The following is a 13,768-nucleotide window of genomic DNA, read 5'->3' as shown; positions in this document are numbered from 1 at the left end:
CAACCCGAACGAACGTGCAAATGCTCGTGAAGACCACCTTAACGGAATGCGATTCCGGCAAGGCGGCCTTCACGGCACTTGTCACCGAGGCGTGCTAAGGGTCTTGCCTGATCAAGCCTTCTCTGCCAGCAGATTCGCGCACCGGATCAGCCCGATGTGCGAGTACGCCTGCGGGTGGTTGCCGAGCGAACGCTCCGCGACCGGGTCGAACTGCTCCGGCAGCAGCCCGGTCGGGCCCGCCGCGTCGACGATCTGCGCGAACAGCTCTTCGGCCTCGTTGCGCCGCCCGGTGCACAGGTACGCCTCGATCAGCCAGGCCGCGCAGATGTGGAAGCCGCCTTCCCCGCCGGGAAGGCCGTCGTCGCGCCGGTAGCGGTACACCGTGGAACCGCTGCGCAGTTCGGCTTCGATCGCCGTCACGGTCTTCTGGAACCGGTCGTCCGCCGGGTCGATGAGGCCGGTGAGGCCCACGAACAGGGACGCCGCGTCGAGGTCGGTGCCGTCGTAGGCGGTGGTGAACGCCTGCACCTCCTCGTTCCATCCGTGCTCGAGCACGTCGGCCTTGATCCGGTCGCGCAGCTGGGGCCAGGCGCCCGGGACGTCGCGGCCGTACTCGTCGCCGAGGCGCACCGCGCGGTCGATGGTCACCCAGCACATCACCCGCGAGTACACCCGGTGCCGCGGCACGTGCCGCTCTTCCCAGATGCCGTGGTCCGGCTCGTTCCAGCGCCGCGTGACGGCCTCGGCCATCGCGCGCACCATCTGCCAGTCCTCGTCGCGCAGTTCGCCGCGGACCTCAGCCAGCGTGGCGACCAGTTCCACGACCGGGCCGAACACGTCGAGCTGCACCTGGTGGTTGGCGAGGTTGCCGACGCGCACCGGCCGCGAACCGGCGTACCCGGGCAGCGATTCGATGACCGCCTCCGCGCCGATGACGCTTCCGGCCAGCGTGTACAGCGGGTGCAGCCGCTCCGGGCCCGCCAGCGTGGCGAGCACGCCGTGCAGCCACTTCAGATAGCCCTCGGCTTCCTCGTGCGAACCGAGGTGCACCAGTTCGCGCACGGTCATCGCGGCGTCGCGGATCCAGCAGTAGCGGTAGTCCCAGTTGCGGACCCCGCCGATCTCCTCCGGCAGCGACGACGTCGCGGCGGCCAGCACGCCGCCGGTGTCGGTGTTGACCAGCCCGCGCAGGGTCAGCGCGGAACGGCGCACCAGTTCGGTCTGGACGGTCGGCAGCTTGAGCTTCGCCGCCCAGTCGCTCCAGTACCGGCCCGCCCGGTCCCGGCGGTCCACTTCGGACAGTTCGTGCGCGGCGAGCTCCGTGGTGCCGCACCGCAATTCGAGCACCACCGGCTGCTCCGGCGTCGGCTGGACGAGCGCGGTCGCGGTGTCCTGCAGCCCGTCGGAGGCGATCGACCATTCGACGCCGGGCGAGCGCAGCACGAACGGCTCCGAGGTGCCCAGGACGCGCAGGCCCTCGGCCTCGGCGACCAGTTTCACCGGCACACCGCCGAATTCCGGCCGCGGCGCGAACACGACCTGTGCCACCGCCTCGCCGGAGATCACGCGCACGAGGTCGGTGCGGTGCCCGGGGCTCTCCGGTTCGAGGTAGTCCGTGACGAGCAGCCGCGACCAGCGCGTTTCGACCGTCATCGTGTTCGGCAGGTACCGCTGGCCGAGCGGGAGCCCGTTGCGGTGCGGTTTGATCGAGAAATGCCCGGCACCCGGACCGCCGAGCAGGTCGGCGAACACCGCGGGGGCGTCCGGGCCGGGGTGGCACAGCCAGGTCAGCTTCGCGTCCGGCGTCACCAGCGCGACCGAGCGCTCGTTGGCGAGCAGCGACAGCCGCTCGATCGGCGTCGCGGACTCGCCGTAGAGCCAGTTGCGCCGCTCTTCCAGCAGGAACGCGAGCACCATCGCGACGTCGACGGTGTCGGGCACGTGGTACTCGGCGAGCGATTCGCCGTCGCCGACCTTGATGCCGAGGTCCGGACCGGCCAGCCGGGCGAACGCCTTCTCGTCGGTGACGTCGTCGCCGAGGAAGACCGCCGCGGTGGCCCCGACCTGGTGGCGCAGGGTGTCCAGCGCGTTGCCCTTGTCGGTCTTCACGACCGCCAGCTCGACGACTTCCTTGCCGTCGGTGGTCGTGACGCCTTCCCACTTCGACGGGCCCTCGTGCACGTCCGCGAGGACGCGTCGGCCCGCGTTGTGCTCGGCGCGGCGCACGTGCACCGCGATGCTCGCCGGCTTGACCTCCAGCGACACCCCGGGCACGTCGAGCACCAGCTGTTCCAGCTCGTGCTCGAGCCGCCGGTGCAGCGCCTTCGCGTCCTCGTCGAGGGCGTGGATGAAGCCGATGTCGAACTCGGATCCGTGGCTGCCGACCAGGTTCACCTCGGACGGCAGCCGCGACAGGGTCGCGAGGTCCCGCAGGGCCCGGCCGGAAATCACGGCGGTGGTCGTTTCGTGCAGGCCGGCGAGAGATCTCAACGCACCCACGGACTCAGGCAGCGGCCGCGCCTCGTCCGGGTTCGCGGTGATGGGGGCCAACGTGCCGTCGTAGTCGCAGGCGACCAGCAGGCGCGGGGTACGGGCGATCTGCACGATCGCGCGCCGTAGTTCCGCGGGCAACGCCTCGGCGGTCAACACTCCTCCTCAGGAGGTCCAGCGCGGTACGGGGGAGGGGGTCAGTCGGCCGGTTCGGCACCCAGCGCCTGGAGGAACGAACGCGCCCACCGGTCGACGTCGTGGGTGAGGACCTGGCGACGCATGGCGCGCATCCTGCGTCGGCCCTCGGCGGGGTCGAGCGTAATGGCAGCCTCCAACGCGTTCTTCACCCCGTCCAGATCGTGCGGGTTGACGAGGAAAGCGCTGGTCAGTTCGGCCGCCGCGCCGGCGAACTCGCTGAGCACCAGCGCGCCGCCGAGATCGGGACGGCACGCGACGTACTCCTTGCAGACGAGATTCATCCCGTCGCGCAGCGGAGTCACCACCATGACGTCGGCCGCGGAGAAGAAGGCGGCCAGCTCGGTGCGGTTCACGGATTGGTGCAAATAGTGCACGACCGGGTGGCCGACGCGGGCGAACTCGCCGTTGATCCGGCCGACCATCTGCTCGATCTCGCCGCGCATCCGCTGGTAGTGCTCGACGCGTTCGCGGCTCGGCGTGGCCAGCTGCACGAACGTGACGTCGCCGGGTTCGAGCCTGCCCTCGTGCAGCAGTTCGTGCAAAGCCTGCAGCCGCAGGTCGATGCCCTTGGTGTAGTCGAGCCGGTCGACGCCGAGCAGCACCGCCTTGGGGTTGCCGAGGTCGCGCCGGATCTGCTTGGCGCGCTCGCCGACGCCTTTGCTGCGGGCGAGCGAGTCGAGGCCGGCCGCGTCGATGGAGATCGGGAACGCGCCGACGCGCACCGTGCGGTCGCCGACCTGCACCATGCCCGGCCGGGACCGGACGCCGACCGCGCCTCGGGTGGGTTCGAGGCCGACGAGCTGCCGGGCCAGCCACAGGAAGTTCTGCGCGCCGCCGGGCCGGTGGAAGCCGATCAGGTCCGCGCCGATCAGGCCGCGCACGATCTCCGCGCGCCACGGGAGCTGCATGAACAGCTCGACCGGCGGGAACGGGATGTGCAGGAAGAAGCCGATGCGCAGGTCGGGCCGCAGTTCGCGGAGCATCCGGGGCACCAGCTGCAGCTGGTAGTCCTGGATCCACACGGTCGCGCCCTGGGCCGCGACGGTGGCGCTGGCCTCGGCGAAACGCTGGTTGACCTTCACGTAGCTGTCCCACCACGCCCGGTCGAAGACCGGCCGGGCGACCACGTCGTGGTAGAGCGGCCAGAGCGTGGCGTTGGAGAAGCCCTCGTAGTAGTCGCGGACCTCGGCCGAGGTGAGCGACACCGGGTGCAGGACGAGCCCGTCGTCGTCGAACTCGTCCACCTCGACGTCCGGCACGCCCGGCCAGCCGACCCACGCGCCCTTGCGGGACCTCAGGAACGGTTCGAGTGCCGAGACCAGCCCGCCGGGACTGGCTGTCCAGCGCTGTTCTCCGTCCGCGGTCCGTTCGAGGTCGACGGGCAGCCGGTTGGCCACCACGACGAAATCCGCGGACGGTGCGCTGTTCCGGTCGGCAATCGCGTCAGTCACTCCAGCTGCTCCCTCGTCATCGGCGGGTCGCGGCCCCAAGAGAAACCCTAGCGCGCGCGGAGTGACCGGCCGGTGACCAACTGGTTACTCCAAACGCCGTTCGGTCGGCTCCATCGGCCCGGCGAGCCGGGGGCCGGAGAGCTTCCGCTCGAGCCTGCCGAGCCCGGTGCGGACCGGCTGGGCGAGGTATTCGCCCAGTACAACGCCCGCCGCGAGGGCGAGCCCGATGGCGACCGCGGTCATCAGGGTCGAGATGTTCCCGCCTGGCGAAACCGCTAATTGGTATAGACCACGATAGGTGGAGAGGCCGGGGAGCAGCGGAGTGATCCCGGACACGGCGACCACGAGCGGAGTAACTTTCAGCCGCCGCGCCATCACGCCCCCGCAGAACCCGACGAGCGTCGCCGCGATCGCCGAAGCGCTCACCGCGTCGAGCGTCGCGATGATCAACGCGCCGTACACGAGCGCGCCGATCCCGCCCGCCGCGGCGGCGACGAGCATCGCGCGCAGTTTCGAGTACGAGGCGAGCGCGAAGCAGGCGGCCGCGCCGGCCCCGCCGACAACGATGATCGGCAGGTGTTGCGCGGTCGAGACGGGGACGTCGGGCAACGGGGTGCGCGGCAGTTCGAGCATCACCGCGATCCGCAGCGCGAGCACGACGCCCGCGATCAACCCGGCACTCATCAACGCGGTTTCCATCGTGCGTCCGGACGCGGTGACGTAGTACCCGGTGATCCCGTCCTGCACCGCGGAAACCGTGGAGAGCCCCGACAACAGCACGGTGACCGCCGCCGCGACCACGAGTGTCGGCCGGTCGGTGGTGAGAATGTTGCTGCTGACGATGATCATCGCCGACAGCGTCGCGAACAGCCCGCCGACCACCTGCTGGAAGAAGAACGGCAGGTTGACCTTGTTGAGCAGCCTGCCGATCCGGTCGACCGCGGCGGAGATGACCACGGCGACGAGCGCGATGTCGAGGCCGCCGCCGAGCAGCAGCGTGATGAACCCGGCCAGTCCGCCCCAGGCAGCGGTCGCGGTCCAGCGCGCGTACGGGTGCGGCGCCGAGGTGATCCGGTCCAGTTCGGTGACCGCTTCCTCGGCCCCGGTGCGGCCGCGGACGATCTGGCGCACGAGCGCCTCGGTTTCGGTCAGCCGGGTGTAGTCGAGACTGCGCGAACGGACCACTCGCAACGCGGTCACCGGCGCGAGGTCGGTCCCGCGGTGACAGGTGACGGTGATCGACGTGAAGATGACGTCGACCTCGCAGTGCGGCAGCCCGAGCGCGGAGGTGAGCGCGAGAATGGTCGCGGTGACGTCGGAAGCCCCGGCGCCGCTGGCCATCTGCACTTCGCCGATCCGCAGCGTGAGATCCAGAACGAAGTTGACGGTCGCGTCGTCCGGCGGCTTGGGACCGATCGCCTCTTCGGACTCGACCGCGGGTTGTTCCGCCGTCGGAGCCTCGAGAATGTGCCAAGCGCGACGGCGCAGCAGATTCGGCCGATGCCGCTGGCTGGACCGGGGGTGCGGAGGCTCGAGAATCGGCCACCGTCTGCGCGCAGTCCCCTGGCCGGCACGCTCGTTGATCTTCATGATCGATCCCCACCTCCTCGTTCGTTCCCGGGGACCATCGGCCGTACCGCCCCAGCTGTTGCAGTGGTGTCCGCCACACCTCTAGCCGATCGTGCCGCATGGGGTTGGATCTTGCCGATTTTCGGTGCTGACCTGGGGGTTAGGGCGGGTTGTCCAGGTGCGGCGGGAGCGGCCCGATATACTTTTGGCGCGCCCGTCGCCGGGTGCGTGCCGGTATAGCTCAGTTGGTAGAGCATCTGTCTTGTAAACAGAAGGTCAGGGGTTCGAACCCCCTTGCCGGCTCCGTCTCGATCATGGGCCCGTAATAACCGCGTCCGCTGGCACTCGAAACACGTTTCGGCCACCGAGGTCGGTGGCTTCGTGCTCCAGTTCGACCACAGCCACGGTGCCGTTGGCTTCGGTCTTTACCACGCGGCAAGGGATGCGAACCGACGCTGGGTACTTTGACGCTGTCGTGAGGTCGCCGTCGAGTACCGGCAGTTTCTCCACGAGCGTGTTCTCGGCGCCGTCGGCCCCGGAGAACCGGACCTCGACCCAGCCAGGGAACTCGTCGTCCACCACTCGCTCGGCTGTGCCGTTGAGGTATGCCATGACGCGAGAATGCCGTATCCGAAACGACAGAGCAGGCGCGACAAAGCGGCTCGAGCCGGGTTTCTTCGCCCGGACCGAGGCTGCTTGCCGAACGTTCGGTGCGCGGTGGGTTCAGGCAGCGGACCGCGGGACGTCAGCGGCAGGCAAATCGATCGCGGCTCGACCGGCGTCGGTGAGGAGTGCCGGAACGCGCTCGCCGCGGCGGCCTGCGCGCAGCGGGACCACCAAGGCGAACCGGGCGAGGCGGTGGGCGGTGAATTGGTCGCAGCACGGGACGCCGTCGATGTAGAGATCGGGCTCGCAGCTGCAGGTCATTTCGGCGCGGCCTAGGCCGACGGCGGTGAGAGTGGCTCGCTCGCGGTGGTTCAGCGGGAGGATCTGGGCCGACATGACTGCCTCGCTGGTGGGTTCGCTCAGTGCTTCCTCTCACTGTGCGAGATCCATCTGGTGCCAGCCAGAGCCAGTTTCGAGCCTGTTTCGCGGTACCAGATCTCGGTTCAGCCCGGATCCGCCGAGGAGAGGGACTTTTCCAGCAGCCCTAGCAGTCTCGACAACGCGGTCCGTTCCGCGCTGCCCACTTGGCCGAGAAGTTCGTTCTCCCTCGGGAAATGCTCGCGTGCCACGCGGTCGATCAGCGCCCGGCCGGATTCGGTCAGGCGGAGGTGGACGACCCGGCGGTCCTTGCCGTCTCGTTCGCGGACTACCAGGCCTGCCTCCTCCAATTTGTCCGCGCGCAGGGTCACTCCGCTTGGGCTCACCAGTGCGGATTCCGCGATCTCGCCCACGGTGCGGCGGTACGGCGCGCCTGCCCGGCGCAGTGCGGTCAGGACGTCGAACGCCGCCATGCTGATCCCGTGTTTCTCCGTGATCCGGCTCACCGAGGCCCGGTACAGCGCTGAACACCGGTGCAGCCTGCCGAAAACGGCGAACGCGGACACGTCCAATCCGGGGGTTTCGGTCCGCCACTCGTCCAGGATGCGGTCGACCGTGTCCGCGGCAGGCGGGTGCGCACTGTCCAAGGCCGCCGACATCGCTTCGGCGAAATAGGGCGCGAACGCTGCGCTCGGCACCGAGTGAGCCGGCTCGTGCGCGAAGAGGTACCGCTCCATGACTACGCCGAACAGCACGCTGCGGACAAGCGCGATCCGCTCTCGCGCGTCCGGCGCGTCAGCCAGCAGTTCGGCAAGCGGTTGGGTGACTTGTTCGTCAAGGATGGCGCGTAATTGCTCAGCGCTCGCTTCGTGGGTGACCGCCGAGCGGATCAGCGCGGCCCAGGGATGTTCGGCCGGCGTACGGTCCCAGCGTTCGAGGTAGGCGTTGGCCAGCGCGTGTGACAGCCGGGCCGGGCCGTCCGCAGCCGCCGCGACGATGTCGACGGTGATGCCCGTGCTCCCGCCGACGATTTCGCGGAACAGGCCGTCCTTCGAACCGAAGTACGCCATCACCGAGCCCGCCGTCACGCCTGCCTCGGCCGCGACTTCTCGGATCGACGTCCCCTCGTAGCCGCGTGCGGCGAACAGCCGGCGCGCGGCGTCCAGCACAGCGCGCCGGTTGCCTTCCGGATCTTGGGGGCGGCCGCGGCGACCCGCGGTCTCGCCCTGGGGCGGCGGGGCGTCGTCGGCGCTCATGGCGGCCATCTTAATCGGTGGAGTTTGAACATCTGTTCATGATCAAGGGAGAGCTTTCGGATGACGGAAGGAGTGGCTATGTACCAGGTGGGACTGAATATTGCGGCGAGTTGCGAGGATCTGGCACCAGGGCTGCGCCGAGGAAATCTGCGAATGATCCTTGCGGCGGTAAATCTTTAGTGTAACTATCTTAGAGCTCAACGAACTTGACCGGAGAGGGTCAGCATGAAACCGAGCCCCTTCGATTACGCCGCCCCTGCCACTGTCGCGGAGGCCGTCGCGCTGCTGGCCGACGGAGACCGCGAGGCCAAGGTGCTCGCCGGCGGCCAATCGCTCGTGCCCATGCTGTCGATGCGGCTGGCCAGGCCCGAGGTGCTGGTGGACATCACCCGGATCGGCGGTCTCGCGCGGTGCGTGGTCGGCGCCGAAGGGGAGCTGCGGATCGGTGCCGCGGCCCGGCAGTCGGCGGTCGCGGCCACCCCGGCCGTCCGTCGCGGCTGGCCGTTGCTCGCCGCCGCGATCGACCGCATCGGGCATCCGCAGATCCGTCAGCGCGGAACGGTGTGCGGCAGTCTGGCCCACCACGATCCGGCCGCTGAACTCCCGGCCGTCGCGGTCGCGCTGGACGCGCGGTTCGTGCTCGCCGGGCCAGCTGGGACCCGCACGGTGCCCGCGGCCGAGTTCTTCGTCGCCACGTTTCAGACCGCGCTCGCCGACGACGAATTGCTCACCGAGGTCGTTTTCCCCGCGCAGCCTCCTGAACGAGGCTGGGCGTTCGAGGAACTGGCGCGGCGGCACGGTGACTTCGCCACCATCGGAGTCGGTGTCCTGCTCGATCGCGCCGCCGATTCTGTCGCCGGAGCACGGGTTGTGTTTTGTGGGGCGGGACCGGTGCCTGTCCGGCTGCTGCCCGCCGAAGCCGCATTGACCGGAACCACGCTCGACGCCGATGACCTGGCAGCGGCCGCGCGTGCCGTCCAAAGCCGGCTGGAACCGGCCGGGGATGTGCACGCGAGCGCCGAGTACCGCCGCGAAGCCGCCGCCCACTTGCTGACCCGCGCCGTCACCATCGCTTGGGAGCGCACTCGATGAACACACCTGGCAATCCGCCACTGCCCGAACCGTCCGCGTGGCACGCCGTCCGCCTGACTGTGAATGGGGAAGCCGGTGCCGCGCAAGTGGAATCCAGGCTGCTGCTTTCCGATTTCCTGCGCGATCGGCTGGGGCTGACCGGTACCCACACCGGCTGTGAACACGGGGTCTGCGGCTCGTGCACTGTCCTCGTGGACGGAGCACCTGTGCGCGCGTGCCTGATGTTCGCCGTGCAGTGCGAAGGCACGGACATCCGGACTGTCGAAAGCCTCGCGCCGGGCGACGCGCCGCTCACCGCCGTGCAGCGCGCCTATCACGAATGCCACGGAATGCAGTGCGGTTACTGCACTTCCGGGCTCCTCATGACCACGACCGCACTCGCGTCGGCCGAACACCGGCCCACCGAAGCCGAGGTCGCCGACGCGCTCAGCGGGCATCTGTGCCGATGCACCGGCTACCGCAACATCCGTCGTGCCGTGGCTCAAGCCCTTGACGCGCAATTCGGAGAGGAATCCGCCTGATGACGGGAAAATCCGGTTGGATCGGCCGCCCGATGGCTCGCGTCGAGGACGATCGGTTGCTGCGCGGGCAAGGCCGATACGTCGACGATCTAGCTCTTCCGCGCTCGTTGGAGGCGGCGTTCCTTCGCAGTCCCGAAGCGCACGCGCGCCTGGTTTCCGTGGACGTGTCGGCGGCACTCGCGGCGCCGGGCGTCACCGCCGTCTGGACCGGAGAAGACTTGGCGGGGCTTGACCCCTTGCTCAACCGCGAGGAATTACGGATCCCGCCGGGTCTCGCGGAGACCGTCGATCCAACGGTGCGATTGACGCCGATGCCGCTGCTCGCCCGCGAGAAGGTGGCCTACGTGGGCCAGCCGGTCGCCGTTGTCTTCGCCGAGAACCGTTACCTGGCAGAGGACGCGCTCGAGTTGATCGACGTGCGGTACGCGTCGTTGCCGGTGGTGGTCGATCCGGAAGAGGCGCTGAAACCCGAGGCACCGCTGATCCACGAAGATCTTCAGGACAACACCGCGGTTGCTGTGACGGCCCGCGTCGGCGATCCGGACGCCGCGTTTCGTGCCGCTCACACGGTGATCAGCGAGGAATTCCACGCGCACCGGTATGTCGCCTCTCCGATCGAGACCCGTGCCGTCGCGGCGCAAGTGGACCCGTATCGCGGTGAGCTGACTGTGTGGTCGGGAACCCAGACGCCGCACCGGCTTCGCGATTCGATCGCGCGCACGCTCGGGCTCGAAGCCGAGGACGTGCGGGTGCTCGCTGTCGACGTCGGCGGCGGGTTCGGGCAGAAAGGGATCCTGTACGTCGAAGAGCTGATCGTCCCGCACGCCGCGCGCTGCCTCGGCAGACCGGTACGTTGGCGCGAGGACCGCACTGAGAATCTCACCGCCTCGTCGCACGCCCGCGAGCAGATCCATCGCATCGAACTGGCGTCCGACGCGGACGGACGGCTCCTCGGCGTGCGCGACCGGGTCACGGTCAACTTCGGCGCGTACAACATGACTGGCCTCGTGGTGCCCTACAACTCGCTGTGCCACCTGCTCGGTCCGTATCGCGTGCCGAACGTCGAGATCGACGTGGCTGGAGTGCTCACGAACACGACGTTCTCGACTCCGTATCGCGGTGCGGGGCGGCCTGAAGCGGTGTTCGCGATGGAGCGCGCGATGGACCGGCTCGCCGCCGCTCTCGGCCTTGAGCCTGCGGAGTTGCGCGCGCGGAACTTGGTGCGGCCTGGCGAAATGCCGTACCGGACCGGCTTGGTCGACCGGTCCGGCCAGCCGCAGGTCTACGACTCCGGCGACTTCCCGGAGCTGCTCCGCCGCGCGGTGGCGAAGGTTGACCTGCCCTCGGTCCGAACCCAGCAGGAATCGGGAGCGGTGGAAGGGAAACGCGTCGGCGTCGGGTTCGCGCTCTACATCGAGGCCACCGGACTCGGCCCGTTCGAGACCGCCCGGATCGACCTCGCGCCCAGCGGCCGGGTCAAGCTGGCGATCGGCACTCCGTCGCAGGGCCAGGGCCACCGCACGGCGATGGCGCAGATCGCCGCGGACGCGCTCGGAGTGTCGCCGCGGCAGATCGACGTCGTCGGCGGCGACACCGCGGCCACTTCCTTCGGGGTCGGCACCATCGCCAGCCGCGCGCTGGTCAACGCGGGCAACGCGACCCACCGAGCCGGACTGCTTCTGCGGGAGAAGGCGCTCGCGGCAGCGGCGCGCAGGCTTGAGGTGGCCGCGACCGATCTCGACCTTGCCGACGGGGTGTTCACCGTTCGCGGAGTCCAGACCGGACCGTCGCTGACTCTCGCGGAACTGGTCGCGGGCGCCCCGATGTCTGACGACATCTCCGGTGCCGAGCTGTCCGAAACCGTGCATTTCCGCCCGCCGGGGTTCGCGGTGTCCAGCGGGGCGCACGCGGCGGTCGTCGAGGTCGACGAGCGCACCGGAGAGGTGGCCGTCCGGAAGTACGTCGTCGTGCACGACGCGGGCGTCATCGTGAACCCGCTGATCGCCGAGGGCCAGGTGACCGGCGGGATCGCGCAGGGCATCGCGGGCGCGCTCTACGAGGAGATGATCTACGGGCCGGACGGCCAGCCGCGCACCGCCACGTACCTGGACTACCTCGTCCCGACCTCGTCCGAGATCCCCGATCTCGACCTCGACGAACTGCACACGCCGAGTCCGATGAACGACCTCGGCGTCAAAGGACTCGGCGAGGGCGGCGCGATCGCGCCCCAAGCGGTCCTCGCGAACGCGGTCGAGGACGCCCTGCGCCCGCACGGCGTGGTGGTCCGCCGCGGCCCGCTCTCGCCGAGCCGGGTGCGCGACCTGCTGCGGTCCGCCTGATCCGCACTCACGAAACGGAAAGAACGCGATGCGTCTCGACCACTCTTTCACCGTTCCCGCGACCCCGGCCGCGGCCTGGCAGTTGTTCCTCGACCTCGAACGGGTCGCGCCGTGCCTGCCCGGCGCGGTCCTCGACCGGCTGGACGGGGAGTCGTTCTCCGGACGAGTCGAAGTCAAGGTCGGGGCGGTGCGGATGAGCTATCAGGGCTCGGGCACCGTCAACCGCGACGAGGCCGCTCAGACGATCGTGCTCGACCTCGAAGGCCGCGAAAGCCGTGGCACTGGCGCTGCGTCCGCGACGGTCACTGCCGTGCTGGCTCCTGATCCGGCCGGGACCTTGGTGCGGGTGCGCACCGCACTCGCGCTCACCGGCCGCCCCGCGCAGTTCGGCCGCGGGATCCTCGCCGAGGTGAGCGACCGGATCGTCCAGCAGTTCACCGCCCGGCTCGCGGAAGCCCTGAATGACCCGGGTTTCTCCCCGGCCGAGCCTGAAGCCGTCGATCTCGGGGCCGCAGTGGCGCCGGTGCTGCTGAAGAAGGCTGCGTTGCCCGCCGCGGCACTCGTGGCTGTGGCGATTGTGGTTCGCCTGCTGCGTCGTCGATAGCTGCCGGTGCGGAGAAGGGCCCGGCGGACCCTTCTCCGCACCAGTCAGAAGCCGTCGCAGGAGGCGGTCGCGAAGTTGCCCGACGCCTTAGCCGTCTTGGTTTCCTTGCCGTCCACGGTGACCTTGCAGGTCACCTCTCCGCCCTCGGTGCCGGTGGTCACCGACAGGGAGCCGCCCTTGAGCAGGCCTTTCGTGGAGATGTCTTTCGACCACGGCAGGGCCTTCGGCTGCTCCTGGTTGGTGGACGCGCTGCCGTCGCCGAAGGTGGTGTAGGTGATCGAGGCGTCCTTCGCGGTGCCGGAGACCTCGTAGTGGACCGTCACGGTGCGGTTCGCTTCGTTGTTGACCTCGTTGACCACCTTGGCGGCCGTCGCGAGCCAGATGATGCACAGCACCAGGCCGATCACCGACAGCACGAGACCGGCGATGGAGAGGCCCTTGTTCGTGGCCTTTCCGGACCGGCTCCGGACGAAGCCGAGCGCGGAGAAGATGATCCCGAGGATCACCAGCGGCCACGCGACGAGCCCGATGACGGGGATGAACGAGAAGATCAGGCCGAGCAATCCGAGCACGAACCCGGCGGTGCCGAGGCCGTTCTTCGGCTGGGCGGGCGGGGCCGGATAGGGCGCGGGCGGCTGAGGATAGTCAGGGGCGGACATGCGAGCCTTTCGTGATCGAACGTGCACAAACAGGTCGCACTGATCGCCACGAGTGTTACGCGATGTCCGTAATCAATTCGGGCGCGGTTCCACGTGCACTCGCTCGCCTTGGAGTCCGAAGAGGATCAGCAGTTCGACCGCGCCGCCGTCGGCTGAGCCGAGCCAATGCGGTTCCGTCGTGTCGAACTCCGCTGCCTCGCCGGGCGGGACGGTCAGGTCCTTCGCGCCCACGATCAGGCGGAGGCGGCCGTTGAGGACGTACAGCCATTCGTAACCGCTGTGGGTTTTCAAAGCGGGTTCGGCCGAGCGGCCGGGGATGAGCATTTTGTACGCGTGCACGCCGCCCGGTCGCCGGGTCAGCGGCACATAAGTCATCCCATGCTGGTGGATCGGGCGCAGGTGGACGCGCGGGTCGCCGGCGCGGGGCGCGCCGACCAGGTCGTCGATCGGCACGTCGTAGGCGCGCGAGAGCGGCAGCAGCAGTTCCAGATTGGCCCGGCGCTGGCCGTTTTCCAGGCGGGACAGGGTGCTTTCCGAGATGCCGGTCTCCGCTGACAGGTCGGCAAGGGTGATGCCGCGCCGGTTGCGCAGGGTTCGCAACCGGG

General features: G+C 69.3%; 12 protein-coding genes and 1 tRNA gene. 5 read left to right on the top strand and 8 right to left on the bottom strand.

The features are described 5' to 3' along the window. Window positions 1–111 precede the first annotated feature (111 nt). The 3 genes from otsB to H4281_RS38205 form a co-directional block, all read right to left on the bottom strand. The gene (otsB, locus tag H4281_RS38215; RefSeq protein WP_182895731.1) at window positions 112–2,646 is read right to left on the bottom strand and encodes a trehalose-phosphatase; all 2,535 of its coding nucleotides are present in this window, start codon (window positions 2,644–2,646) and stop codon (window positions 112–114) included. A 41-nt stretch (window positions 2,647–2,687) separates the two neighbouring features. Next, window positions 2,688–4,139 (bottom strand): alpha,alpha-trehalose-phosphate synthase (UDP-forming), encoded by a 1,452-nt coding sequence (locus tag H4281_RS38210; protein ID WP_182895730.1) that lies wholly within the window; start codon window positions 4,137–4,139, stop codon window positions 2,688–2,690. 84 nt (window positions 4,140–4,223) lie between these two features. After that, window positions 4,224–5,729, bottom strand: coding sequence for a threonine/serine exporter family protein (locus tag H4281_RS38205; RefSeq protein WP_182895729.1), 1,506 nt, complete (start codon window positions 5,727–5,729; stop codon window positions 4,224–4,226). A 209-nt stretch (window positions 5,730–5,938) separates the two neighbouring features. Here H4281_RS38205 and H4281_RS38200 point away from each other — a divergent pair. Beyond that, window positions 5,939–6,011, top strand: a tRNA-Thr gene (locus H4281_RS38200). 9 nt (window positions 6,012–6,020) lie between these two features. Here H4281_RS38200 and H4281_RS38195 read toward each other — a convergent pair. The 3 genes from H4281_RS38195 to H4281_RS38185 all read right to left on the bottom strand — a co-directional run bounded on the left by H4281_RS38195 (window position 6,021) and on the right by H4281_RS38185 (window position 7,948). Continuing rightward, window positions 6,021–6,320 carry a hypothetical protein gene (locus H4281_RS38195; RefSeq protein WP_182895728.1) on the bottom strand — a complete coding sequence of 100 codons (300 nt, stop codon included), beginning with the start codon at window positions 6,318–6,320 and terminating at the stop codon, window positions 6,021–6,023. A gap of 111 nt (window positions 6,321–6,431) precedes the next feature. After that, entirely contained in the window at window positions 6,432–6,710 is a 279-nt protein-coding gene (locus H4281_RS38190) for a hypothetical protein (RefSeq protein ID WP_182895727.1), read from the bottom strand. A gap of 107 nt (window positions 6,711–6,817) precedes the next feature. Further along, window positions 6,818–7,948: a TetR/AcrR family transcriptional regulator gene (locus H4281_RS38185; protein ID WP_182895726.1), complete on the bottom strand. Its 1,131-nt coding sequence runs from the start codon at window positions 7,946–7,948 to the stop codon at window positions 6,818–6,820. Window positions 7,949–8,173: 225 nt separating this feature from the next. On the opposite strand from H4281_RS38185, the gene H4281_RS38180 reads away from it, so the two are divergent. From H4281_RS38180 to H4281_RS38165, 4 genes are read left to right on the top strand one after another with little or no spacing between them, the layout of a single operon-like run. Next, window positions 8,174–9,040 carry an FAD binding domain-containing protein gene (locus H4281_RS38180; protein ID WP_182895725.1) on the top strand — a complete coding sequence of 289 codons (867 nt, stop codon included), beginning with the start codon at window positions 8,174–8,176 and terminating at the stop codon, window positions 9,038–9,040. After that, the gene (locus tag H4281_RS38175; RefSeq protein WP_182895724.1) at window positions 9,037–9,561 is read left to right on the top strand and encodes a (2Fe-2S)-binding protein; all 525 of its coding nucleotides are present in this window, start codon (window positions 9,037–9,039) and stop codon (window positions 9,559–9,561) included. Before H4281_RS38180 ends, H4281_RS38175 begins: the two co-directional genes overlap by 4 nt. Next, complete coding sequence (locus H4281_RS38170) at window positions 9,561–11,900, top strand: xanthine dehydrogenase family protein molybdopterin-binding subunit (RefSeq protein ID WP_182895723.1); 2,340 nt, start codon at window positions 9,561–9,563, stop codon at window positions 11,898–11,900. Before H4281_RS38175 ends, H4281_RS38170 begins: the two co-directional genes overlap by 1 nt. Window positions 11,901–11,928: 28 nt before the next feature. Beyond that, complete coding sequence (locus H4281_RS38165) at window positions 11,929–12,504, top strand: SRPBCC family protein (RefSeq protein WP_182895722.1); 576 nt, start codon at window positions 11,929–11,931, stop codon at window positions 12,502–12,504. Between the two features lie 44 nt (window positions 12,505–12,548). Here the strand turns inward: H4281_RS38165 and H4281_RS38160 are convergent, their stop codons facing one another. Continuing rightward, a complete protein-coding gene (locus tag H4281_RS38160) occupies window positions 12,549–13,163 on the bottom strand; it encodes an MmpS family transport accessory protein (RefSeq protein ID WP_182895721.1) in 615 nt (204 codons plus the stop codon). Between the two features lie 72 nt (window positions 13,164–13,235). Next, the coding region (locus H4281_RS38155) for a helix-turn-helix domain-containing protein (protein ID WP_182895720.1) at window positions 13,236–13,768 on the bottom strand (533 nt) is incomplete at its 5' end.

Origin of the sequence: Amycolatopsis dendrobii (genome assembly GCF_014145675.1) — a bacterium.
Taxonomy (GTDB): Bacteria; Actinomycetota; Actinomycetes; order Mycobacteriales; family Pseudonocardiaceae; genus Amycolatopsis; species Amycolatopsis dendrobii.
This window is presented reverse-complemented; position numbering and strand designations above follow the sequence as displayed.

Bases quoted from the DNA above. Each gene is read 5' to 3' on its own strand.
- H4281_RS38205 (WP_182895729.1), bottom strand. From the start codon at position 5,729: ATGAAGATCAACGAGCGTGCCGGCCAGGGGACTGCGCGCAGACGGTGG.
- H4281_RS38195 (WP_182895728.1), bottom strand. From the start codon at position 6,320: ATGGCATACCTCAACGGCACAGCCGAGCGAGTGGTGGACGACGAGTTC.
- H4281_RS38190 (WP_182895727.1), bottom strand. From the start codon at position 6,710: ATGTCGGCCCAGATCCTCCCGCTGAACCACCGCGAGCGAGCCACTCTC.
- H4281_RS38185 (WP_182895726.1), bottom strand. From the start codon at position 7,948: ATGAGCGCCGACGACGCCCCGCCGCCCCAGGGCGAGACCGCGGGTCGC.
- H4281_RS38180 (WP_182895725.1), top strand. From the start codon at position 8,174: ATGAAACCGAGCCCCTTCGATTACGCCGCCCCTGCCACTGTCGCGGAG.
- H4281_RS38175 (WP_182895724.1), top strand. From the start codon at position 9,037: ATGAACACACCTGGCAATCCGCCACTGCCCGAACCGTCCGCGTGGCAC.
- H4281_RS38170 (WP_182895723.1), top strand. From the start codon at position 9,561: ATGACGGGAAAATCCGGTTGGATCGGCCGCCCGATGGCTCGCGTCGAG.
- H4281_RS38165 (WP_182895722.1), top strand. From the start codon at position 11,929: ATGCGTCTCGACCACTCTTTCACCGTTCCCGCGACCCCGGCCGCGGCC.
- H4281_RS38160 (WP_182895721.1), bottom strand. From the start codon at position 13,163: ATGTCCGCCCCTGACTATCCTCAGCCGCCCGCGCCCTATCCGGCCCCG.